This window comes from Terriglobales bacterium, assembly GCA_035651995.1.
In the GTDB taxonomy this organism is placed as follows: Bacteria; Acidobacteriota; Terriglobia; order Terriglobales; family Acidobacteriaceae; genus DASRER01.
Map to the genome: position 1 here is coordinate 49774 of DASRER010000012.1, position 21071 is coordinate 70844.

General features: G+C 64.3%; 23 protein-coding genes and 1 other RNA gene. 16 read left to right on the top strand and 8 right to left on the bottom strand.

Features of this window, described 5'->3' with window-relative positions; genetic code table 11:
* Position 1 precedes the first annotated feature (1 nt).
* From VFA60_04815 to VFA60_04835, 5 genes are all read left to right on the top strand, one after another.
* Positions 2 to 1009, top strand: coding sequence for an ATP-binding cassette domain-containing protein (locus VFA60_04815; protein ID HZQ91093.1), 1008 nt, complete (start codon positions 2 to 4; stop codon positions 1007 to 1009).
* Between the two features lie 142 nt (positions 1010 to 1151).
* The gene (locus tag VFA60_04820; GenBank protein ID HZQ91094.1) at positions 1152 to 1946 is read left to right on the top strand and encodes an ABC transporter permease; all 795 of its coding nucleotides are present in this window, start codon (positions 1152 to 1154) and stop codon (positions 1944 to 1946) included.
* Between the two features lie 21 nt (positions 1947 to 1967).
* Positions 1968 to 2390: a DUF420 domain-containing protein gene (locus VFA60_04825; protein ID HZQ91095.1), complete on the top strand. Its 423-nt coding sequence runs from the start codon at positions 1968 to 1970 to the stop codon at positions 2388 to 2390.
* Positions 2391 to 2407: 17 nt separating this feature from the next.
* Entirely contained in the window at positions 2408 to 2674 is a 267-nt protein-coding gene (locus VFA60_04830) for a hypothetical protein (GenBank protein ID HZQ91096.1), read from the top strand.
* Positions 2675 to 2784: 110 nt separating this feature from the next.
* Positions 2785 to 3690 (top strand): hypothetical protein, encoded by a 906-nt coding sequence (locus VFA60_04835; protein ID HZQ91097.1) that lies wholly within the window; start codon positions 2785 to 2787, stop codon positions 3688 to 3690.
* Positions 3691 to 3765: 75 nt separating this feature from the next.
* Here VFA60_04835 and VFA60_04840 read toward each other — a convergent pair whose 3' ends face one another.
* Positions 3766 to 4134 (bottom strand): hypothetical protein, encoded by a 369-nt coding sequence (locus tag VFA60_04840; GenBank protein HZQ91098.1) that lies wholly within the window; start codon positions 4132 to 4134, stop codon positions 3766 to 3768.
* Between the two features lie 199 nt (positions 4135 to 4333).
* Between VFA60_04840 and VFA60_04845 the strand changes: the two genes are divergently transcribed.
* The 3 genes from VFA60_04845 to cyaY all read left to right on the top strand — a co-directional run bounded on the left by VFA60_04845 (position 4334) and on the right by cyaY (position 6476).
* On the top strand, positions 4334 to 4813 hold the full coding sequence (locus tag VFA60_04845) for a single-stranded DNA-binding protein (GenBank protein ID HZQ91099.1): 480 nt from the start codon (positions 4334 to 4336) through the stop codon (positions 4811 to 4813).
* A gap of 255 nt (positions 4814 to 5068) precedes the next feature.
* Positions 5069 to 6001, top strand: coding sequence for a hypothetical protein (locus VFA60_04850; protein ID HZQ91100.1), 933 nt, complete (start codon positions 5069 to 5071; stop codon positions 5999 to 6001).
* Positions 6002 to 6146: 145 nt separating this feature from the next.
* Positions 6147 to 6476 carry an iron donor protein CyaY gene (cyaY, locus tag VFA60_04855; GenBank protein ID HZQ91101.1) on the top strand — a complete coding sequence of 110 codons (330 nt, stop codon included), beginning with the start codon at positions 6147 to 6149 and terminating at the stop codon, positions 6474 to 6476.
* A 109-nt stretch (positions 6477 to 6585) separates the two neighbouring features.
* Here the strand turns inward: cyaY and VFA60_04860 are convergent, their stop codons facing one another.
* Positions 6586 to 7596: a YpdA family putative bacillithiol disulfide reductase gene (locus VFA60_04860; protein HZQ91102.1), complete on the bottom strand. Its 1011-nt coding sequence runs from the start codon at positions 7594 to 7596 to the stop codon at positions 6586 to 6588.
* 148 nt (positions 7597 to 7744) lie between these two features.
* Here VFA60_04860 and fumC point away from each other — a divergent pair, with 148 nt between their 5' ends.
* On the top strand, positions 7745 to 9154 hold the full coding sequence (fumC, locus tag VFA60_04865; GenBank protein ID HZQ91103.1) for a class II fumarate hydratase: 1410 nt from the start codon (positions 7745 to 7747) through the stop codon (positions 9152 to 9154).
* Between the two features lie 202 nt (positions 9155 to 9356).
* Here the strand turns inward: fumC and VFA60_04870 are convergent, their stop codons facing one another.
* The gene (locus tag VFA60_04870; GenBank protein HZQ91104.1) at positions 9357 to 10355 is read right to left on the bottom strand and encodes a beta-ketoacyl-ACP synthase III; all 999 of its coding nucleotides are present in this window, start codon (positions 10353 to 10355) and stop codon (positions 9357 to 9359) included.
* 228 nt (positions 10356 to 10583) lie between these two features.
* Positions 10584 to 10681: signal recognition particle sRNA small type (gene ffs, locus VFA60_04875), an RNA gene on the bottom strand.
* Positions 10682 to 10784: 103 nt separating this feature from the next.
* On the opposite strand from ffs, the gene VFA60_04880 reads away from it, so the two are divergent.
* Positions 10785 to 13031 carry a DUF3488 and transglutaminase-like domain-containing protein gene (locus tag VFA60_04880; protein HZQ91105.1) on the top strand — a complete coding sequence of 749 codons (2247 nt, stop codon included), beginning with the start codon at positions 10785 to 10787 and terminating at the stop codon, positions 13029 to 13031.
* On the opposite strand, the gene VFA60_04885 is transcribed toward VFA60_04880, so the two are convergent.
* From VFA60_04885 to VFA60_04900, 4 genes are all read right to left on the bottom strand, one after another.
* Complete coding sequence (locus tag VFA60_04885; protein ID HZQ91106.1) at positions 13032 to 13688, bottom strand: hypothetical protein; 657 nt, start codon at positions 13686 to 13688, stop codon at positions 13032 to 13034.
* Complete coding sequence (locus VFA60_04890; protein ID HZQ91107.1) at positions 13681 to 14028, bottom strand: helix-turn-helix transcriptional regulator; 348 nt, start codon at positions 14026 to 14028, stop codon at positions 13681 to 13683. Before VFA60_04890 ends, VFA60_04885 begins: the two co-directional genes overlap by 8 nt.
* 131 nt (positions 14029 to 14159) lie before the next feature.
* Positions 14160 to 14558 carry a hypothetical protein gene (locus tag VFA60_04895; protein ID HZQ91108.1) on the bottom strand — a complete coding sequence of 133 codons (399 nt, stop codon included), beginning with the start codon at positions 14556 to 14558 and terminating at the stop codon, positions 14160 to 14162.
* A gap of 355 nt (positions 14559 to 14913) precedes the next feature.
* Entirely contained in the window at positions 14914 to 15318 is a 405-nt protein-coding gene (locus tag VFA60_04900) for a hypothetical protein (GenBank protein HZQ91109.1), read from the bottom strand.
* Between the two features lie 304 nt (positions 15319 to 15622).
* On the opposite strand from VFA60_04900, the gene rimO reads away from it, so the two are divergent.
* From rimO to VFA60_04930, 6 genes are all read left to right on the top strand, one after another.
* Entirely contained in the window at positions 15623 to 17113 is a 1491-nt protein-coding gene (rimO, locus tag VFA60_04905) for a 30S ribosomal protein S12 methylthiotransferase RimO (GenBank protein HZQ91110.1), read from the top strand.
* Positions 17114 to 17119: 6 nt separating this feature from the next.
* The gene (gene yacG / locus VFA60_04910) at positions 17120 to 17371 is read left to right on the top strand and encodes a DNA gyrase inhibitor YacG (GenBank protein ID HZQ91111.1); all 252 of its coding nucleotides are present in this window, start codon (positions 17120 to 17122) and stop codon (positions 17369 to 17371) included.
* On the top strand, positions 17352 to 17858 hold the full coding sequence (locus VFA60_04915; GenBank protein HZQ91112.1) for a phosphatidylglycerophosphatase A: 507 nt from the start codon (positions 17352 to 17354) through the stop codon (positions 17856 to 17858). Before yacG ends, VFA60_04915 begins: the two co-directional genes overlap by 20 nt.
* A 98-nt stretch (positions 17859 to 17956) precedes the next feature.
* Complete coding sequence (locus tag VFA60_04920; protein ID HZQ91113.1) at positions 17957 to 18946, top strand: gluconolaconase; 990 nt, start codon at positions 17957 to 17959, stop codon at positions 18944 to 18946.
* Positions 18947 to 18983: 37 nt separating this feature from the next.
* Entirely contained in the window at positions 18984 to 19748 is a 765-nt protein-coding gene (locus VFA60_04925) for a class I SAM-dependent methyltransferase (protein HZQ91114.1), read from the top strand.
* Positions 19749 to 19815: 67 nt separating this feature from the next.
* Positions 19816 to 21060 carry a competence/damage-inducible protein A gene (locus VFA60_04930; protein HZQ91115.1) on the top strand — a complete coding sequence of 415 codons (1245 nt, stop codon included), beginning with the start codon at positions 19816 to 19818 and terminating at the stop codon, positions 21058 to 21060.
* Positions 21061 to 21071 lie beyond the last annotated feature (11 nt).

The following is a 21071-nucleotide window of genomic DNA, read 5'->3' on the forward strand; positions in this document are numbered from 1 at the left end:
CATGAATTCACAGCACGCCATCGTCGGCGACGCCGAACGCGGCGCAACGGCGCTGGCCGACGCGCAGCCGGTCATCTCCGTCGAGGGCCTGCGGCACAGCTACGGTGAGCGGACCGCGCTCAACGGCGTGACGTTCACGGTGCGGGCGGCGGAGACCTTCGGCCTGCTCGGCCCGAACGGCAGCGGCAAAACCACGCTCTTTCGCATTCTTTCCACGCTCATGCTGCCCAGCGGCGGGCGCGCGCTGGTGGCCGGGCACGACGTGGCGCGCCAGCCGATGGCGGTGCGGCGCTTGATCGGCGTGGTCCATCAGCAGCAGAGCATTGACGTCAAACTGACCGCGGCGGAAAACCTTCGCCACCAGGGACATCTCTACGGCCTGCGCGGCGCGGCGCTCGCGCGGCGCATCGAAGAGATGTTGCGGCGCGTGGGGCTCAGCGACCGCGCCAATGAGCGCGCCGAAAACTTTTCCGGTGGCATGCAGCGGCGGCTGGAGCTGGCGAAGGGCCTGCTGCATCGCCCGTCGGTATTGCTGCTCGACGAGCCTTCCACCGGGCTCGATCCCGGCGCGCGGCGCGACCTGTGGCTCTACCTCGAGACGCTGCGCTCGGAGGAGCAGGTCACGATCGTCCTGACCACGCACCTGATGGAAGAGGCCGAGCGCTGCCGTCGTTTGGCCATTGTGAATCTGGGCGAGTTGGTGGCGCTGGGAACGCCGGCGGAACTGAAGCGCGAGATCGGCGGCGACGTGGTGTGGCTGGAGGCCGGGAACCCTGGCCGGGTCGCCGAGCAGATTGCGCGACGGTTTGGCGGGCATCCGGTGGTGATGGACGGCAAGGTGCGGCTGGAGATTGAGAACGGACATCGCTTCGTGACCGACGTGGTGGAGGCGTTTCCGGGCGAAATTCAATCGGTCTCGATCAGCAAGCCCACGCTGGAAGACGTGTTCATTCACCGCACCGGGCACAGATTTTGGAACGACACAGCTGCCACCGAGGTTGGCCGTTGAGATCTTCCTCGCTCTTGGGCATTAGCTAAGAGCCAACAGCGCTCCGTCCGGCCAACATGCGCTCTCGCGATTCCATTTACAATGGCAGGCAGACGTGGTCACCCAAAGCACAACTCTTGCGGGAACGCGCGCGGAGGCACAGGTGCGCGCGGAAGCGCGCGGCCCGGCGTTGCTGGCCACCCTGTCTCTGTGGTGGCGCGAGATCGTGCGCTTCTACCGGCAGCGCAGCCGCGTGGTGGGCGTTATCGCGTCACCGGTGCTGTTCTGGCTGGTGATCGGATCGGGATTCGGTACGTCGCTCCGCTCGAGCGCAAGCGGCGGCGGGCATTATCTGGAATATTTTTTCCCGGGCGCGCTTATCATGATCGTGCTGTTCACCAGCATCTTCACAATGATGAGCGTGATCGAAGACCGCCGCGAAGGATTTCTGCTTTCGGTGCTGGCGGCGCCGGTGAGCCGGTCCGTGATCGTGCTCGGCAAAGTTCTGGGCGGCGCGACGCTGGCGGCCGTGCAGGGCCTGATCTTCCTGGCGTTTGCGCCGGCGATCGGGATCCACTTCACGCTGGAAAGGTTTTTGCTCACCGCTGCCGTCGTCTTCCTGGTGGCGTTTGCGCTGACTGCATTGGGATTCGCCGTCGCCTGGCCGATGGATTCGCCGCAGGCGTTCCACGCCGTGGTGAACCTGTTCATGATCCCGCTGTGGCTGGTTTCGGGCGCGCTGTTTCCGCTAACCGGCGCTTCGGGATGGATTCGCGCCATCATGCGCGCCAATCCGCTGACCTATGGCGTGGAAGCGCTGCGCGCGCTGCTCTTCCCGGCTGCGCCGACGGATTTCGGCGTCGGAACGGCGCTGGCCGTGTTGGGCGGCTTCTCCGGCGTGATGTTCGTAGCGGCGTTCGTGCTGGCGAACCGGCGGACGACGCGCCCGGCGGCATGAACCAATTCTGAAACCCTGCGAATGGCCGACTATTCCATCTTCCCTGTCATCGACGCCAGCCTGAACGGCGCCAGCGCGGTGCTGATCACGACCGGGCGCGTCCTGATCGGGCGCGGCAGGATCGCCGCGCATCGCGCGTGCATGATCGCGGCGGTGGTCACGTCGTCACTGTTCCTGGCGTCGTATCTCTACTACCACGCGCACGTGGGCTCGGTGCGCTTCCCCGGCCAGGGATGGGTTCGGCCGGTGTACTTCGGCATTCTGATTTCGCACACGCTGCTGGCCGCCGCGGTGGTGCCGCTGGTCCTGATGACGCTTTCGCGCGCGCTGCGGCAGCGCTTCGACCGGCACCGCGCCATCGCCCGCTGGACGTATCCGGTGTGGCTGTATGTGTCGGTCACTGGCGTGGTGATTTATTTCATGCTGTATCGGATTTACGCATAGCGGCAATGGAACGACGAATGCCAACGCTCAAACTGAAGATTGACGTGGGCGGAACGACGGGCGATGAGGCCTGGAGGGCGATCCAGCAGTTTGATCCGATTCAGGGCGCGTACTTCGGCCTCGAGTTTGGCGGATCGAAGTGCAGGCACGCCGCCGGCGCTCCGCACTCGGCCGGTGAGTGGATCGGCGCCGCCGTGAGGGTCGGCGACCCTCTGCTCGGGCAGTACGCCGTGTCGCACTACCTGGAGCAGCCGCGAGTCCTCGACGTGGATGTGGAGCCGTAGCCGTTTGGGCGCTCGCCGCGGACGGCGCGAGTGAAGTAGGGATGCTTCGACTCTGCCCCTCGCGTTGCTCGGGACTCCGCTCAGCATGACGGCAAACAGAATTGGAGTACATGACGGAAGCAGACAGCAAGGCAGAATCGATTGAAACTGCGCCGAAGAAACCGCGCATGCCGCTGCGCACGCGCATCATTTTCTTCGTTGTGGCCTGGGCCATCGTGCTCATGCCGTTTCTGTTCTGGCGGAGCACGTGGTTTGGGCGTCCGCTCACCGACACCGAGATCACCGAGTACCTGCGCGACGACTCCAGGCCGCGCCACATCCAGCATGCGCTGGTGCAGATTGCCGACCGCATGGCCAAGGCGCGTGCCACGGGGCGCGCGCCGGCCGACGCGGCGCGGCAGTGGTATCCGGAGCTGGTGCGGCTGGCGAAGCATCCAGTGGAGGAGATTCGCAACACCGATGCCTGGCTGATGGGACAGGACCCCTCGCGGCCCGAGTTTCACCGCGCCCTGTTCGCGATGCTGGAAGACGGCTCGCTCGGCGTCCGCAATAACGCAGCGCTGTCGCTGGTGAGCTTCGGCGATGACGCGGGCCACCAACAGATTTCCGCCATGCTTGCGCCGGCCGAGGTCAAGTCAGTAGTGGCGGGCGAAGTGGCCGCGGTCGCGAAGGCCGGCGATTCGATTCGCGGTGGCACCATGGTGGCGCGCCTCGATGTCCAGGGCCTGAGCAACGCCGGGCCGGTGAAAACGAGCTTCGACATCCGCTCACCCATTAGCGGCAAGTTGCGATCGGTGGCGGTGAAAAAGGGTGATCACGTGCCGGGCGATGCGCTCGTCGCCATCGTCGATCCCGGTCCGGAACAGGTTTGGGAGGCGCTGCGCGCCCTCTATATGATCGGGAACAAGGACGACCTGCCGCTGGTTCGCCGCTATGAAGCCGCGAATCCCGACATGCCCGACAAAGTCCGCGAACAGGCGAGGAACACAGAGAAGGCGATTCTGGCGAGGAAGTAGTAAACCGCTGCCAGCTGCCGGCTTCTGGTTGCCGGCCAAGCTTCTGACTGATTCGGCCAGCAGCCAGTAGCGGCTCTAGTACGGCATCACACCGACTTCTTTTTCCACTTCCACCGTGTCCACCATCACGATGGCGTCCCAGGGACAGCCGTCGAGGAAGGCGCCGTCGGGGCCCTTGCTGGTGCACTTCTTGCACCCGATGCAGAGCAACGGATCCACCTGGATGCGGCCGAAGGGCGGGTGGTCCTGGTCGGGCACCCAGAACATGCAGTCCTCCACCGGGCAGTACTCCACGCAGGCGGGCGAGCCGGCGCATCCGGTGCAGCACTCGGTGATGACGGCGAGCTCCTTGGGCTTCTTGCGGCGCGGGTAGTTCTGCCCCTTGGAGCGGGGCTCGAACTTCAGTTCGTCAGGGACGAGGCCGGGGGCCGTTTCGGCGGGCATGCGGGCACATTATACATTTGGCCCCGGATTGTTCGAAGGATTGCAAAATTGCCGAATTGAGGGATTGCAGAATTGCAAATGTGCCAGGATGCGTCAGACTTCAAGCTGGTTTTTTCAATTCGGCGGCCCGGCAATTCGGCGGTTCAGCAGACGCTTCTGATATATTGGCCGCAAATCCCACACAGAGCGGAGCCACCCCATGGCGAAGAGCGTGAACAAAGTCATTCTGATCGGCAATCTGGGCAAGGACCCTGAGGTGAAGTTCACGCCGCAGGGCACGGCGGTGGCGAAGTTTACCGTTGCGACGAACTCGCGTTTCAAAGATAAGACGTCCGGCGACTGGCAGGAGCGCACCGAGTGGCACAACGTGGTGGCCTGGGAGCGGCTGGCCGAGATTGCCGGTGAGTACCTGAAGAAGGGCCGCACCGTCTACATCGAAGGCCGCCTGCAGACGCGCTCCTGGGACGATAAGGAAACCGGCCAGAAGAAGTACATGACCGAGGTCGTGGCCAACGACCTGGTGCTGCTCGGCGGCCGCGACGCTGTCGGCGGCGGCGAGATGCGCGCGCGCGGCGCGCAGTCGTCATCTGCCGGCCCGGGCGGCGGCATGGACCAGCGCAACCCGCACGCCGACGAAGTGGCGCAGACGAACATCACAGACGAAGATATTCCGTTCTAGGATCAGTTCTCAGTTCTATGCTCTCCGAAGGCGCGGCGATTGCCGCGCCTTTGCCTTTGGCAGGCAGGAGACGTTGCAAGCCACGTCTCTACGCGGAGCGACCGGCTGCCATCCAACACCCGCCCGCTATTTGCCATCCAATCTGAGCTGTACGTGTTTGCTATGCGGGTCTTCGATTCCACGCCATTTTCCCTGCTTTCCTCTCCTCGGCCTGCGTTCGGTTTCCTTGCTGCGGCTGGGCTCGCTTTGACGCTGGTGAGCTGCCACCATGCCGACGTGCGGCAGGCGCTGCGCAGCCAGGCGCTGCAGGCGCCGCAAGGGCCGCCGGTGATGCTGGCGGCTTATCAGCCCTGGTTCGGCAACAGCAGCCACATCAACGTAGGCTACTCGTCGCAGGATGAGCGCGTGCTCGAACGCCAGATCGCCGAGGCCAAGGACCTGGGCATCCGCGGCTTCGTGGTGAACTGGTATGGCCCGAACAAGAACTTTGAAGATCGCAGCTATGCCCTGCTGCAGCGCGTAGCTGGCCAGGACCGCGACTTCCGCGTCGCACTGATGTATGACGAAGACGACGGTGGCGGCGACACGACGAACCAGGTAATCGGCGACCTGCAGTACGCATACGACCGCTACATCGGGTCGCGGGCAGATGGGTCGCGCTCGGCGTATCTGCGCTACAACGGCCGCCCGGTGATCTTCATCTTCCCCAAGGGCGGTGCGACGGACTGGTCGCGGGTCCGGCGCGCGACGGATTCCTGGGACGATCCGCCGCTGCTCCTCTACAAGGACGGCAACAGCAAGTACGCCTCCGACTTCGACGGCTTCTACGCCTGGGTGCAACCCGGGCGCGGCGGATGGCAGCGCGACGGCTCCAACTGGGGCCGCGACTACCTCGACAGCTTCTACGCGCGCATGAGCGCGCATTATCCCGACAAGATCGCCGTCGGCGCAGCCTGGCCCGGCTTCGACGATTCGCGCGCCTCCTGGACGCGCAACCGGCGCATGAACGCGCGCTGCGGCAAGACGTTTGAAGATTCGCTCGGCCTCTTCCGCCGCTACTACAGCGACCAGAAGCCGCTTCCCTTCCTCATGATCGTTACCTGGAACGATTACGAGGAAGGCACCGCCATCGAGCGCGGGGTGGTGCGCTGCGGCGGCGGGGAGAGCACTGCCACGGCCGGGCGTTAGTAGAAAAACTTCTTACCGCGAATCACGCGGATGAACGCGGAGCAATCCGCGGAGGCTGCGGACATCAGGTTCTTCTGTCCCAATAGCGGTCTGGACGTCACTCGAAACCCCGCGCCTCCGTGTCTCCGCGGTTAGAATGTCGTTCATGGACGACCAGGAATTCCGCAAGCGCGCCGAGAGCGCGCTCGAATCGTTGAAGACCGCGCTCATCGCCGCTGAAGGCGACGCCGAGATGGAAGTGGAAGAGCAGGGCGGCGCGCTGCACATCAGCTTCGAGGGGCCCGAAGGCAGGTTCGTGATCTCGCCCAACTCCGCCGCGCGGCAGATCTGGATTTCGGCGCTCTCCACCAGCTTCAAGCTGGATTGGTCCGATTCCACCGGCGACTGGGTGCTGCCGAGGTCCGGTGAGCGACTGAAGCCGCTCGTCGGAAGGTTGATCAATCAGCAATTGGGCGCGGAAAAAGTTTCCCTCTGACCCTTGCCATACCCTGCGGGTGTGCGGACAGGCCTTCAGAACCCCACCTGGATGCAGCCTCCAACTCGGTAATCGGTACTCGGTGCTCGCCACTCGGCACTGTCTTTCTTTATGCCGGCACCGGCGCCAGCTTGCGGCGAAGGTCACGGGCGATCTGGGCGCCGTGGAAGCGGCCGTTTTCGATAAAAATCTCGTTCGTGCGCGAGCCCGCCACGATCACGCCCGCCAGGTAAATGCCCGGCACATTCGACTCCAGCGTCTCGGGATCGCACACCGGGCGACAGTCCTGGTTCGTGAGCTGCACACCGAGCGAGCGCAGGAAGTCGAAATCGGGATGGTATCCGGTGAGCGCAAGCACGAAGTCGTTCTTTAGTCTCAGGTCCCCGTCGGGAGTTGAGAGCAGGACCGAGCGCTCGGTGATCTCTTTCACCGTGGTGTTGAAGTAGGCCTTGATCTCGCCCGCCTTGATGCGGTTCTCGATGTCCGGCTTGATCCAGTATTTGACGTTCTGATGGATTGCCGGGCCGCGATGCACCATGGTCACGCGCGCCCCCTGGCGCCAGAGTTCAAGCGCGGCGATGGCGGCAGAATTCTTTGCCCCGATGATGACCACGTCGCAGTTGAAATATGGATGCGCTTCTTTGTAGTAGTGCGCCACCTTGGGCAGGTCCTCGCCGGGAATATTCAGGTAATTCGGCAGGTCGTAGTATCCGGTGGCGACGATGATCTTGCGCGCGAGGATTTCGTTGGCGGTCCCATCGCGGTCGAGGGTCGAGACGCGGAATTCTCCGTCGCTGCCGGAGACGCGCTCCACACGCTCGTACTGCCGCACCACGAGTTTGTACGTCTCGGCAACGCGGCGGTAGTACTCAAGCGCCTCGGAGCGCGTGGGCTTGCGATGGTTCTCGGTCGGGAACGGGATGTCGCCAATCTCCAGCAGCTCCGGCGTGGTGAAGAACGTCATGTGCGTCGGATAGTGGAAGAGCGAGTTGGCCAGGCAGCCCTTGTCCACGTTCACCGCGGTGAAGCCGGCGCGCCGCGCATCGATGGCGCAGGCCAGGCCGGTCGGCCCGGCGCCGATCACCAGCACGTCGAAGATTGTTTCCGCAGAATCGGGCATGCGCGTTGGATGCGTGCCTGCAGCTCCCGGCGCCGGAAAAAAGCGCGCCCGGCCGCGGCGCCTGTCTTAAGCGTAACAGACGCGGCGGGAAGCGACGCCTCCGCACGATTGCTATAATTTTCCGTTCCCCACACGTTCAGGAGCCGCCATGGCAACCTCCGGAGAGCAGAAGGCCGCTACGCGCACCGAATCCGACAGCATGGGCCAGATCGAGGTGCCGGCCAACGTTTATTGGGGCGCGCAGACGCAGCGCTCCCTGCACCACTTCAACATCGGCATCGACGTGATGCCGCCGGAGCTGATCCGCGCGTTTGCCATCCTGAAGAAGGCCTCGGCGCTGGTGAACCAGGAGCTGGGAAAACTGCCCGCCGACAAGGCCAAGCTCATTGTTCAAGCAGCAGATGAAGTAATCGCCGGAAAGCACGGTAATCAATTCCCATTGCGCATCTGGCAAACCGGCAGCGGCACGCAGACCAACATGAACGTGAACGAGGTGATCTCGAACCGCGCCATCGAGATTGCCGGCGGCGTGCTGGGATCGAAGAAGCCGGTCCATCCCAACGACGACGTAAACATGTCGCAGTCATCCAACGACACGTTCCCCGCGGCGATGCACATCGCGGCCGCCGAGCGCGTGAAGCGCGCGCTCATCCCGGCCGTGCAGCGCGTGCAGAAGGCGATCGAGGCGAAGGCGAAGGAATTTGGCGCGGTGGTGAAGATCGGCCGCACGCACCTGCAGGACGCCGTGCCGCTCACCGTCGAGCAGGAATTCGGCGGATGGGCGAGCCTGCTGGAGCGCGACGTGAAACGGCTCGAACAGGTGCTCGATGGCCTTTACGACCTGGCGCTCGGCGGCACCGCCGTCGGCACCGGGCTGAACACCCATCCTGAGTTTGCGGTGCGAGTGGCGAAGAAGATTGCCGAGCTGACCGGCCTTCCCTTCCGCTCGCATCCCAACAAGTTCGCCGCGCTCTCGGCGCACGACGAGATCGTCTTCGCGCAGGGCGCGCTGGAGACGCTGGCGGCATCGCTGATGAAGATCGCCAACGACATTCGCTGGCTGTCATCGGGACCGCGTTGCGGACTCGGTGAGCTGACGATTCCCGAGAACGAGCCCGGATCGTCCATCATGCCGGGAAAAGTGAATCCGACGCAGAGCGAAGCCATGACCATGGTCGCGGCGCAGGTGCACGGCGCGACGGCGGCCGTCGGCTTTGCCGGCTCGCAAGGCAACTTCGAGCTGAACGTCTTCAAGCCGGTCATCATTTACAACTTCCTGCACTCGGTCACCCTGCTCACCGACGCCTGCCAGGGCTTTGTGGACTTCATGATCGCGGGCATCGAACTCGACCGCGAGCGCATTGATTCCTACGTGAAGAATTCGCTGATGCTGGTGACGGCGCTGGCGCCCAAAGTCGGCTACGACAAAGCGGCGCAGATCGCGCACAAGGCGCACGTGGAACACACCAGCCTGCGCGAAGCAGCAATCAAACTGGGTTATGTAACCGGTGAAGAGTTCGACAAGTGGGTGAAGCCGGAGGAGATGACGCACCCGTAGGCACGAACGGCCTACTTTGCCTTAGGCGGCTCCCAGAGTTCGATCTCGTTGCTATCTGGGTCCATGATCCACGCGAAGCGGCCGTAGTCATGGTCTTCCCTGCCATCCCCAGGTGCTTTTTGTACCACGCGTACATTTTGCATCCGGGTTTTTCGACTTCAGGACAATAGGACAATGCCGCCGAGGCCGGTAACGCGCTTCACTAGTACGCCCACCTCAGCAGCGTAGCGCCCGTGGTGAAGCCCGCGCCGACAGAGGCGAGGAGCACGAGGTCGCCCCTGCGGATTTTGCCCTGCTCGAGCGCGGTCTGCATGGCGAGTGGGATGGTGGCGGCGGTGGTGTTGCCGAACTGGTCGATGTTGATAATCACCCGCTCGAGCGGCATGCCAAGACGGTCAGCCGTGGCGGTGATGATGCGCTGGTTGGCCTGGTGCGGGACGAAGCACTTCACGTCGGCGCCGGTGAAGCCGTTGCGCTTCAGAAGTTTCTCGCTCACGTCGGCCATCTTGCGCACGGCGTATTTGAAGACCGCCTGTCCGTCCTGGTGAACGTAGTGCATCTTCTTGTCAACCGTTTCATGCGACGAAGGATGCAGGCTTCCACCGCCCGGCATGTAAAGCGAGCATCCGCCGGAGCCGTCGACTTCGTGGATGAAGTCGATAAGGCCGAGTTCGTCCGTTGCCGGCTCGAGAAGCACCGCGCCGGCGCCGTCGCCGAAGATGACGCACGTGGCGCGGTCGGTGTAGTCGATGATCGACGACATCACGTCGGCGCCGATGACAAGGACCTTCTTGTGCGCGCCGGTGTTGATGAACTGCGCCCCGGTCTGCAGCGCGTAGACGAAACCGGAGCAGGCGGCGGAGACGTCGAACCCCCAGGCGCCTTTGGCGCCGAGCTTGTCCTGGATGAGGCAGGCGGTGGAGGGGAAAAACATGTCGGGCGTAACGGTGCCGACGATGATGGCCTCGATGTCCGTCGGCGCAATGCCGCGCTTGGCGAGCACGCAGCGCGCGGCTTCGAGCGCCAGGTCGCTGGTGCCAACTCCCTTTTCCACGATGTGACGTTGCAGGATGCCGGTACGCTCGCGGATCCACTCGTCGCTGGTCTCCACCATTTTTTCCAGGTCCTGGTTGGTGAGCAGGCGCGGCGGGACGTAAGTGCCCAGGGCGGTGATGCGGGCGCGGACAAGTGGCTGAGTCATGGAGTTTACGGTTTACAGTTTACAGTTCACAGTCAAAGCTCCGCATGTGTGAACTGTAAACCCTGAACTGTGAACTGAAAAGCCGCATCGGGGTACCCGCCGCACACGCACGAAGCTTCTGTTACGGGCCCCCGCGGCAAAAACTGCTCCTCGCTCGCCTGCAGCGCGCGCACCCCGACGCGCGTCCTCGGCTCACCCTGAACGGGCTCGTGCGCGTTCAAACAAGCCGAGCACCGGGATACCCGCTGCACACGCACGAGCCCGTTACCGTTGCTTCCTTCCGGACCTGGCGGGGTTGGCGGGATTGCGTCGCGCGGGACCCAGTGCCCGACTGCGTATTGTAACAAGGCGCGGGGAGAGACGCCGGCGCGTCCGGCGTTCTCCTGTTTACGGTTGCGCTCCGATGAGCGCGGCGAAACAATAGTCACGATGTCGCTGCTCGATGCCACCGCTCCGGCCGCCCCAAGGCCGCCCACCACCCGCGAACAAATCGAGCGTTACTTCGAGATCTCGCTCTACCTGCTGATCTGCACCGGTTTCGTCACCCTGACCGCCACGGGCCGGCTGGATTTCGCGTCCATTCTGTTTGTCGGCGCGGCGCTGGTCGCGCGCGGCGTTCTGCTGGTTCGGCGCCGGACGGTCCTGCTGCCCGACCGCTGGACGAACCGCGCCACCGTCATCTACATCGTCTTCTACGTTACCGACTTCCTGTTTCTTTCCGGCTCGTTCGTGGTCGCCACCGTTCACCTGGTGCTGTTCAGCATGGTGGTGAAGATTTTTTCCGTGCAGCGCGATCGCGATCACCTGTATCTCGCCCTGCTGGCATTCATGGAAGTGCTGGCGGCGGCGATGCTCACCGTGGACAGCGTCTTCCTGGCCGCGTTCGTGATTTTCATGCTGCTGGCCGTGGCAACGTTCGTCTCGATGGAGATGCGGCGCTCGGCCGCGCAAACACAGATGCTGGCGGAGGCGCCGGCGCTCTACGCGGCGACCAACGGCGGCGCGGCGCGGAAGCGAGGGCTGCGCATTCGGCTGAAACGGCTCGAGGGCGCCCTCTCGGCCACCGCGATCACGCTCATGGTCGGCATCTTCGCCATCGCCGCGGTGCTGTTTTTCATGCTGCCGCGCGTTTCGGCCGGATACCTGGGAGCGTTCGCGCCGCGCAACGAGCTGGTCAGCGGATTCAGCAACGACGTGAACCTGGGGCAGATCGGCGTGATCCAGCAGTCGTCGCAGGTGGTGATGCACGTGACCATCGAGGGTGACCGGCGCGGCGCCGAAGACCTGAAGTGGCGTGGAACGGCGCTGGAGGTGTTCGAAAACGGGCGGCGCTGGTCCACGTCAGTGGCTCCGCAGCCGCTGTTCCGTTCACTCGACGGCCGCTTCGACGTGGTGCGCGCGCAGGCGCGCTGGCGCACCGCGATGGGCGAAGCGCTGGCCCCAACCCAGCATCGGCCGTTGCGCTATCGCGTGCTGATGGAACCGGTGGGCGTGAACGTGTTCTTTGTTGCTCCGGAGGCCCTGTCGCTGTGGGGCAACTATCGAGTGATCGGCGTGGACTCGAACGGCACGCTGTACGACGACGATCGCGACCGGCCGATCGGCGCATATCAGGGACTTTCCGATGTCGGCCGGCCCACCGCGGAGCAATTGCGCAGCTCGGGCACTGCCTATCCGCCGGGAATCACCATTCGCTATCTGCAGCGGCCCGCGTTGGATCCCCGCATAACGGCCCTGGCGGAGCAGATCACCTCGAACGCCGCCAATCCGTACGACAAAGCGCTGGCGCTCGAGGAATACCTCCGCACTCACTTCGGGTACACGCTGCAGCTGCCGCAACGTCCGGTGGACGATCCGCTCGCCGATTTCCTCTTCGTGCGCAAACAGGGTCACTGCGAATATTTCGCGTCGGCCATGGCGGTGATGCTGCGCACGCTCGGCATTCCGTCGCGGCTGGTGAACGGCTTCCGCAACGGCGAGTACAACGACGTCACCGGCAGCTACATTGTGCGCGCGCGCAACGCGCACTCCTGGGTGGAGGCTTACTTCCCCGGGCACGGCTGGATCAGCTTCGATCCCACCCCGGCGGCGGCGCAGCCGCTTCCCGACCGATGGAGCCGCATGCTGCTCTATGTGGACGCGGCGCGCGAGTTCTGGCGCGAGTGGGTGATCAACTACGACTTCTCGCACCAGCGCACCCTGGGCCTGCAGGTGACCACGCGCGGCCGCCAGCTCGCCGACGACGGCCGTCGCTGGGTGCGGCGCAAGTATTTTGACCTGGTGCGCGGCGCCAGCCGATTGCGAGAGCGCGCCACCGAATCGCCGCGCGTGTGGCTTGGGACGCTGCTCACGGCGGCGCTTGTGCTCGGATTGCTGCTTACCTCGGCCCGGATCAAGCGCGCCTGGAGAAAGCGGCGTCTGATCTCTTCGCCCGCCCGCGCGCCGCGCGCCGCTGCCGGTCTCTGGTACGAGCGCATGACGCGCATGCTCGCCCGCCGCGGATGGCGCAAGCGGCCGTCGCAATCACCACGGGAATTCGTGATCACTATCGAAGATCCTGACATGCGCCGCCGCGTGGAGGCTTTCACACGCAGCTACGAGCGGGCGCGCTTCGGCGGCGAAGCCGAGGAGGCCGAAGCGCTGCCGCGGCTCTACGAAGAGATCACCCATCGCTGATCAGGCCTGCGCCGTCCCGCCGGCGCCGATTGAGCGTGTCCCTTGGGGGCCCGCCAGGAACGGCAGCCCGCCAATCAAGCAGGCTGCAAGCGCGCCGCTGAATGCGACCAGCCATTGCAACAGCCCGGAATCATGCACCTGAGGAATTGTTAGAACCGACGCAATCCCTGCCAGGTCAATAACCGCGGGCAGATAAGCGGCGGGAGTCAGTGAGGCCAACAGGCGCGCGCGGGCGCTCAAGCCGTACCGGCGCGCCAGTGCCCCGCCCACCGCGCCACCGAGTGCGAACGTCAATACCCAGGCGATGCCGAACAAACGGGCTCGGTCATGGCCGAAGGTCGTGTTGGCAGCAATGAGCGAAAAAACCATCGACTGTGCCGCCTTGGCCGCAACCATGGCGAAGATGCCTGGCACGAAGAACTGGTAACGGACGTTCATGAACCCTCCTTTATTCTGTGTGATCTCCCTTCGAAGCAGGGCCCAATTGGGAATTTCGGCGAGCGTGCGTTCAAGAGGGTCCGGCTCGCCGGCATTGGTGAGTTCGTTGTAGCGATCCTCAAGGTGAGAGGCAATTTCACTGACGATCTCGTTGCTCTGATCAACGGGCAGCGATTCGAGCCTGAGCCGCTCGACAACCATCGCGTGGAAGTCAGGCATTCTGCACTCCTGCCAGCCGGTTCAAGGCGCGAAAGAAATCGCGCCATTGCGCCCGCAGCGGCTCCAGCTTCTTCCGGCCCTCGGCAGTGATGGCGTAGTAGCGGCGCTGCCGCCCGCCGGCCTGCTCCCACTGGCCGCGCACCCAGCCGCGCTTTTCCATGGCGTAGAGCACGGGATAGAGCGATGCCACGTCGAAGCGCAGGGTCCCGCCCGTCTCCTGCTCGATGCGCTTGGCGATCTGGTAGCCGTGCAACGCTTCCCGCGCCAGCAGCGAGAGGATCGCCAGCTCGGCGCTGCCCCGCTTGATGCCCGTGGGTACCTGCTTGTGTATGTTTCCCATATATTCTGAATACATATATATGGACCGGCGCCTCAAGTCAAGCCTGAATTGCCGGATTTTTGCCGCAAAAAAGCCCGGCCGAGCCAGGCCGGGCATAGAGGCAGCAAAACTTCTTGGGGGGTGCGAAGCTCTCAGTTGCCGGCTTCGCGCTTGCCCATGCCGATGGACTTCTGCGCTGAAGGCGAACCGACAGCCAGTGAGTACTTCTTACCGCCAAAGCGGACTTCGCTCAGGGTGCGTCCCGAGCCTGTATCGTTCACGACGATAGCGCTGTCGGCTTCGGCTGTGTCGTGTTCCACGACCTCAGCCGGAACCGTGGCCACCACTTTGTTGCCGCGCAGCACCTTGAGTTCGACCGCTGGGCCATTCCCTTCCCACTGCAGCTTGTAAACGCCGGCCGGCAGTTGCTCGCCGCCGACCAGGGTCGGCTTGGTCAACGTTACCGAGCCTTTTCCGGCGGCGAAGGCGCCTGCCGCGGTGAAGAGAACAACGGCAAAAACCAGAATCTTCAACCCAATCCACGACTTCATGACCTGTCTCCAATTTCTCCCGACACGCGGGACTAACTGATTTGATAGGCCGGCGGCCCGCCACGTGCGGGCCGCACAACTTCGCCGCGCACCAGTGCTGCGTCGCACCGCGGAGCCGCGCAACACAAGTTCGCGACAAACGCATTCAACGAACCGTTCGTTACAGCCACAGATGAATCAGATCGCGAAAGGTTGCGTTTTGTTTTTTCTATGCCGGGATGAACCGTCGCGCTTTCGTGACCGCGGGAAACAAATTGCACGTCGTTCGTCCCGATAGCTTGCTCGGCGCAAACAATCAGGGCCGCTCAGATTCAAGCGGCCCGGTGGCCTGTTGGGAGTGAGAATCGCCGATGCCTCAGTTCCCTCCCTCGCGCTTGGAGGACTGCTTAGCCGCCGATTCCTGGTCCCAGGAAAGCATGTACTTCTTCCCGCTCATGCGCACTTCCGACAGCGAACGCGCTCCGCCGGCCTCGTCCTTGAGGCGGAAGGAACTGTCGCGCTCGGGACGATCGAGCGAGACGACGGCCGCACTCGACGTGGCCACCACCTTGCCGTCGTTGATGATGCTGACGTCAACGCTGGGCCCATTCCCTTCCCACTTCAATTGATACTCACCGGCCGGCAGTTGCTTGCCGTTCACCGTGAACGGCTGGGTCACGTTGAGCTTGGTTTTTTCCGCGGCAAGTGCCCCGGTTCCCAGGAGCACGGCCATGGCGAACAGCAGGGCCTTGCACGAGTTGGAGATCAACTTACTCGACATCGCTTCGACTCTCATTCTCCCGAAGGTTTCGGGGACCGTTTTAGACAGCCGGGCCGTGAACTGTTGCAACGCAGAGCGATCGCAGGCTGCCGCAGGCGTCCGCCCCGCGCGCGCCCTTGTACTCTCAACAACGAAACAACGCTGCGATTGGTTCGCGACGCCGCCGTTTTTTTTGGGCGGCGCCGTAGCTGCCGTAAAGACGAGCGAGCGCAGCAAACGTAATCAGGGCGGGCTGTGACGAAGCGGCGCAGCGGCGTTAGCAACGGAAAGGCAGGCGCGCCGGATGATAAAATTGAAAGAATTCATGCCCGTAGAAACTCCTGCTGAGGCGGTGCGCGACGGCCGGCGCGCCGCGAATTCACGCAAGAAGGTGGGCTTCGTCAGCCTGGGTTGTCCCAAGAACCTGGTGGACAGCGAGGTCATGATGGGCCTGCTCGCCGAATCGGGCGCGGAGATCACCGCGCGCGCCGAGGACGCCGAGGTGTTGGTGGTCAACACCTGCTCGTTCATCGAGAGCGCGCAGCAGGAGAGCGTGAACGCCATTCTCGACATGGCGCGGCTGAAGTCCGCGGGGAGCGCGCAAAAGCTGATCGTGGCAGGCTGCCTGGTCGAGCGCTTCCGCCACGATATCCGCAAGAACATCCCTGAAGTGGACGCCGTGGTCGGAACGGGCGAACTGGAAAACATTCTCCGTGCGGCGGGCGTCGAGCCGCAGCCCCGCGCGCACGAATCGTCGCCTTTCGTGATCCTGGGATCGCGCGCCGAAGGCGACGCGCGCCAGCAGGCAGGACGCTTCAGCCGCGAAGCGTGGCAGGGCGCGATCGGCGACCTGCCCAACTACCTCTACGACGAAACCACGCCGCGCGTCCTCGCCACCCCGCGCCACATGGCCTACATCAAGATCGCCGAAGGCTGCGACCATCCGTGCACGTTCTGCATCATTCCCCAACTGCGCGGCAAGTTCCGTTCGCGGCGCTTCGAGTCGGTCATCGCCGAAGCAGAGCGACTCGCACGGCAGGGAGTGCGCGAGGTCACCCTGATTGGCCAGGACACCACCTGTTATGGCGAAGACTTCGGATTGAAAGATGGCCTGGCGCTTCTGCTGGAAAAACTCGCCAGAATCGAGGACCTGCGCTGGGTGCGGTTCCTCTACGCGTACCCGAACAAAGTAACATCGCGGCTGCTGGAGACGATCGCCGGGCACGACAAGATCTGCTCCTACCTGGATGTGCCGCTGCAGCACGCGTCACCCGCGGTGCTGAAGCACATGAAGCGCGGCGGCGCCGCCGGCGTTTTTCTGAAGCTGATCGAGAAGACTCGCCGCACGGTGCCCGGCGTCGTGCTGCGCACTTCATTCATCGTGGGATTCCCTGGCGAAACAGACCGCGACTTCCAGGAGCTGTGCGACTTCGTGCGCGCTGCGGAGTTCGACTGGCTCGGCGTCTTCGGCTACTCCGACCAGGAGGGCGCGGCATCGCGAGAACTGGACGCCAAGCTCAAGGTCGAACCACGCGAAATTGAGCGCCGGCGCCGCACGCTGATGAAGCTGCAACAGCAGATCAGTCGAAGGAAAAAGCGCGAGCTGGTGGGCCGCGAGTTCGACCTGCTGGTGGAAGGCCCGTCCGACGAGAGCGAATTGCTGTGGCAGGGCCGCACGGCGATGCATGCGCCTGAAATCGACGGCAAAGTCTTCATCAACGATTTCGGCCCGCGTGAATCGCTCGAAAGCGGCGAGTTCGTGCGCTGCGAAGTGACCGAGGCGCACGATTACGATCTCGTGGTCCGCGTCATCTAAGTGCTCATGCCTCGCAAGCGAGTTCGCAGCCTCCGCTGCCCCACCTGCCGCAAGATTGTGCTGCGCTCGGAGCCGGGATTTCCCTTCTGCAGTGAGCGCTGCCGCCTGGTTGATCTGGGAAAATGGGCGAGCGGCGGTTACGTGATCTCCACGCCGGTGACCGATCCTGAAGCGTTCGAATCCGGGCAGGCAACCGAACAGACGCGGCGGCGCCTGGATCCACCAAGCGAACATGAACGTGAGCACGGCAAGCACTGAGCGTCCGGCGGCGGCTGCACCGCTGTGGGCGCGCGCAGTGGCGACGCTCGGCGGCATCGGCCATCTGCGTCCGGGACCGGGGACCTACGCCTCGGCGGCGACGGCGTTGCTTTGGTGGCTGCTGGGGACGCGGCTCCCCGCGGAGTGGCGTGTTCCGGCGGCCATCGCCTGGGCGGCGGCGGCCACGCTGATCGGCATTCCCGCCGCCACGCGCGTGGCGCGCGCGGCGGGAGCGCGCGATCCGCAATTCGTCGTGGTGGATGAAATGGCCGGGCAGATGGTGGCGCTGGTCGCCGCGCCGCTCGGTTGGAAATCCGTGTTGGCGGGCTTTATACTTTTTCGTTGTTTCGACGTCGTGAAGCCGCCGCCGGTGCGTCAACTGGAGCGGCTGCGCGAGGGCGCCGGCATCGTGCTGGACGATGTGGGCGCCGGCGTGTACGCGCTGATCGTCATGCGGTTGCTGCTGCGGACCGGCTGGATCGGCTGACGCCGCACTCTGAAGCTTTCGTCTCCTGACGTCCCATGAGTATCTCGGACCGCCTCCTCGGCAAGAAAAACGTCAACGGAAGGCCACACATCTCAGCCGTGGATCCACCCGCCGCGCTTCCCGGCGGCGAAGTGCGCATTCTCGGCTCGGGGCTGAAGCCGCCTGACCTGGCGCGGCCGCGCATTGAGTTCGGCGACGTGGAAGGCGCCATCGTGGTGAGCTCCGACGAGTTCATCGTGGCGCGCGTGCCCGAGGGCGCCAGCAGCGGCGACCTGGTGGTGGCGGCCGACGGATCGCGCAGCAACGCCGTCCACGTGAATATCGCCGTCCCGATTGCCGACAACCTCCACCCCGTCACCAATCCTGCGATCGACGCCGAGGGGAACATCTACGCCACATTTTCCGGGCCGCGCGGTCAGAAGGTTCCCGTCTCGGTCTACAAGATCGACACCAACTACAACGTGCGCCCGTTCCTCAGCGATCTGATGAACGCCACCGGAATCGCCTTCGATCGCGAAGGACAGATGTATGTGACCTCGCGGATGGACGGCACCGTGTATCGCGTCGCGCCGAACGGGACGATGTCGGCCTACGCCGAGGGCATGGGCATTGCCACCGGACTCGCATTCGACGCGGAGCAGAACCTCTACGTAGGCGATCGCAGCGGAACCGTTTTCAAGATCGGTCGCGACCGCCAGATTTTCGTGTTTGCAACGCTCGAGCCCAGCGTCGCCGCGTATCACCTGGCGTTCGGCGCCCATGGCGATCTGTTTGTCACTGGACCGACCACGTCGAGCTTCGATTCGGTTTACAAGATCGATCCGCACGGTGCGGTGACCACGTTCTATCGTGGCCTGGGACGGCCGCAGGGCATGGCCTTCGACCGCGAGGGCAATCTGTACGTGGCCGCTTCGCTCGGCGGGCGGCGTGGCATTGTGCGGCTCACGCCCGGCGCCGAAGCCTCGATGGCCGTGGCCGGTCACGGGCTGGTCGGCATCGCGTTCGCGCCCGGCAATTCGGTGGTGCTGGCCACCACTGGCGCCGTCCATCGGCTGACGTGGAACGTACAGGGACGCACGCTGATCTAGTTTTTCGCCATCGAGGCGCGCAGTCACAAGGATTAGCATGTCCACCGTGCATGAGACGGCGCGCGTAGGGTTCCAGAGCGCCGCCGAAGCCTACGAGGCCGGGCGGCCGGGTTATCCGGCAGCCGCGCTGGATTTCCTGTTCCGCGAACTTCGCCTTGATTCCACCAAAACACTCCTCGACCTGGCCGCCGGCACTGGCAAGCTCACGCGCCAACTGTTCGCCGCCGGTGCGCGTGTGATTGCTGTGGAGCCGGTGGAGGCGATGCGCTGGCGCCTGGAGTCGTCTTTGCCCGGAGCAGAGGTGCTTGCCGGCACGGCCGAGGCGGTTCCACTGCCGGCGGGCAGCGCAGACGCCGTTTTCGTAGCGCAGGCGTTCCACTGGTTCAGCACGCACGCCGCCCTGTGTGAGATCCATCGCGTGCTGCGGCCCGGCGGCTACCTCGTCCTGATGTGGAATGTACGCGACGATCGCGTCCCCTGGGTCGCCGAGCTGTCGAAGATCATTCACCAGCCGCGCAATGACACGCCGAGCTACCAGACCGGAGCGTGGCGCGCCGCCTTCGCGGACCAGCAGTGGTTTGGCGAACCGCAGCATCGCGTGTTCGCCCACGTTCAATCCCTCACCCGGGAGAATCTGCGGGCTCGCGTGGCGTCCATCAGCTACGTGGCCGCCCTGCCGGAATTGCGCCGCGAAGAGCTGCTGGCGCAGGTGGAGGAGTTGTTCGCCGCGACCGACCGCGACGGGCGCGGCCTTGTGGAGCTTCCCTATCAGACGCATGTGTACTGGTCGCCTCGGACCTGACTTCGGCGTCAGAAAGCAATCTGCATTCTGATTGAGTCCGCGCGACCGTTCCAAATACACTGCTGGCGTGGACGCGGAGATTATCGCCATCGGCTCGGAGCTGCTCACGCCGAACCGCCAGGACACGAATTCCCTCTACCTCACGCAGCGCCTGAATGAGCTGGGCGTGGAGGTGCGTTTCAAGAGCGTGGTCGGCGATCGCATGGCTGACCTGGTGCTGGCCGCGAAAACGGCTCTGGGCCGCTCCGACATTGTTATCTTCATGGGCGGGCTGGGCCCGACTGAAGACGATGTGACGCGCGAGGCTGTGGCAGAGGCGCTCGGCCTGGAGCTGAAGCGCAATTCCGATATCATCGCCGAACTCTATCGCCGCTTCGCCGCGCGGCGTATGAAGATGTCGCCGAACAACGAGAAGCAGGCCGACGTGCTTGCCGGCGCGGAAGTGCTGCCGAACCCGAACGGCAGCGCGCCGGGGCAATTCCTGGAGGCCCAGTTCGGAGGCGCGCGTCGGCTGCTGATGCTGCTGCCCGGGCCGCCCCGCGAAATCAATCCCATGTTCGACGCCGAGTGCGTGCCCCGCCTGCGCTCGCGTCTTCCGGAGCAGCACGTCGCCACGCGCACGCTGAAGATCGCCATGGTGCCCGAGTCGGAGGCGGACGCGCGCGTCGCGCCCATCTACAAGCGCTTTGCCGACGTGCAAACAACAATCCTCGCCGGTGCGGGGGAGGTCCAACTCCACCTGCGAGCGCGCGCCGAGTCGCTCGAAGCGGCGCAGAAGCGGGTGGATGAACTTGCGGGCGAAATCGAAGACGAGTTGGACGACTTGATCTTCTCGACGGCCGGTGAATCGCTGGAGCAGATCGTCGGCTACTACCTGCAAATGCGAGGAGCCACGATATCGGTCGCCGAGTCCTGCACTGGCGGCCTGATCGGCGAGCGCCTGAGTTCGGTGAGCGGCAGCTCGCGCTACTTCGTCGGCGGCGGAATCGTGTACTCGAACGAGCTGAAGACCGACTTCGCCAATGTCCCGCCCAGGCTGATCGAGCAATACGGCGCGGTCAGTAAAGAAGTGGCCGTGGCCATGGCCGAGGGCATCCGCGCGCGATGCGGCGCCAGGTTCGGCCTGGCGGTCACCGGAATCGCCGGTCCGACCGGCGGCACCGACGAAAAGCCGGTTGGCCTGGTGTTCCACGCTCTCGCCGACGGCCGAAAGACCGAGGTCGTGCAAAAGCGCTTCCCGGGCGATCGCGAGCGTATCCGCTGGTTTGCCAGTCAGCAGGCGCTGGACATGGTGAGAAGGAAGCTCAGGTAGCTTCCGGCTGC